The sequence below is a fragment of the Paraburkholderia sp. RL18-085-BIA-A genome, from assembly GCF_046027075.1.
In the GTDB taxonomy this organism is placed as follows: Bacteria; Pseudomonadota; Gammaproteobacteria; order Burkholderiales; family Burkholderiaceae; genus Paraburkholderia.
Map to the genome: position 1 here is coordinate 1 of NZ_JARESU010000415.1, position 1,506 is coordinate 1,506.

Annotated in this window: 1 protein-coding gene; it reads left to right on the forward strand. The window is 58.6% G+C overall.

Annotated features, from left to right (window positions below; genetic code table 11):
• Window positions 1–126 precede the first annotated feature (126 nt).
• The gene (locus P0D89_RS52895; RefSeq protein WP_408368698.1) at window positions 127–1,443 is read left to right on the forward strand and encodes an IS701 family transposase; all 1,317 of its coding nucleotides are present in this window, start codon (window positions 127–129) and stop codon (window positions 1,441–1,443) included.
• The last annotated feature ends 63 nt before the right edge of the window (window positions 1,444–1,506 follow it).

Below are 1,506 nucleotides of genomic sequence, written 5' to 3' on the forward strand. Positions count from 1 at the left end.
CTCAGCATCGGGTTGCTCTCTTTTATTGCGTTTCGCTACGGTCATCTATTCTTACTGTGTCATAAAATTATTTACAGCGAAGCGATACCTGGTACTATTGAATAATACAGACTTCGGGCGATCGCGATGAGAGAAGATGTCGACGAATTTGACGCGTATCTGAATCATCTGGGGCAGGCGTTAGGGCACGCAGATCGCCATGCCGGCCTCAAGGGTTACTGTTCGGGCCTGGTGTTGCCATTGTCACGCAAGAGCGTCGAGCCGATGGCCGCGCATATTGACCCACTTCACGCGAGTGCGAAACACCAGTCACTCCACCACTTTGTGGCCAAGGCAGAATGGTCTGACCGGGCGGTCTTGCGGCGGGTACGCGAATGGGTGATGCCCGCGTTAGGCGCGCATGCTGCTGAAGAAGCCGGCTACTACTGGATTATTGACGACACCGGTTTTCCCAAGAAGGGCCGTCATTCGGTTGGGGTGGCACGTCAGTACTGTGGGCAACTCGGCAAACAGGACAACTGTCAGGTCGCCGTGAGCCTGTCGATCGCGACACAACGCGGCAGCCTGCCGATTGCCTGGCAGCTGTATGTGCCCAAGGAATGGATTGACGACCGGGAGCGGGCCCGTCGTACGGGCATTCCCGACGATCTGGCTTTTGAGACCAAGCCCCAGATTGCGCTGGCCCAACTTCGCGAGGCGATAACATCCGGCGTTGCACCGGGCATCGTGCTGGCCGATGCTGGGTACGGCGACGAAACCGCTTTCCGGGATGGCGTAACTGAACTGGGGTTGTTGTACGCGGTAGGAATCCGGCCTGGCACCTCTGTGTGGGCGCGCGGTACGGCGCCACTTCCCCCCAGGCCCTGGAGCGGGCGCGGCAAGCCGCCGACATTGTTGCGCCGTGCACCCGGCCACGAACCGCTCGCGGTGAAGGAACTGGCCATGCAACTACCCGTGAACGCCTGGCAGACCGTAACCTGGCGGGAAGGCAGCAACGCAGCACTTTCCTCACGCTTTGCCGCCGTACGCGTTCGTCCTGCACATCGCGACTACTGGCGAAGTACCGTTCGCGACGAAGAATGGCTGCTCATTGAATGGCCTGAAGGCGATACGGAGCCGCTCAAATACTTTCTCACTACTGCCCCCGAAGAGGCGACACTTGAGCAGCTTGTGTTCGTGACCAAGATGCGCTGGCGCATCGAGCGCGACTATCAGGACCTGAAACAGGAGTTTGGGCTCGGCCATTACGAAGGGCGAGGCTGGCGTGGGTTTCACCACCACGCCACACTAAGTATCGCTGCATATGGGTTTCTGATGGCTCAGCGACTCAGGATGCAATCAGATCTGCGCGATAAAAAAAACTTCCTCGAACGCGCGCTGCCTGCCCTTCCCCCGCATTACATCCCACGGGGCAGTCCAGCGCGCTCAACGCCACATTCCTGATTCCATTACTACCTTGCGTATCCTGCTTGGACTACGGCTCATGCAACGATGGCACTCTTCCTA

Coding starts and splice junctions, on each gene's coding strand:
- P0D89_RS52895 (WP_408368698.1), top strand. CDS start 127: ATGAGAGAAGATGTCGACGAATTTGACGCGTATCTGAATCATCTGGGG.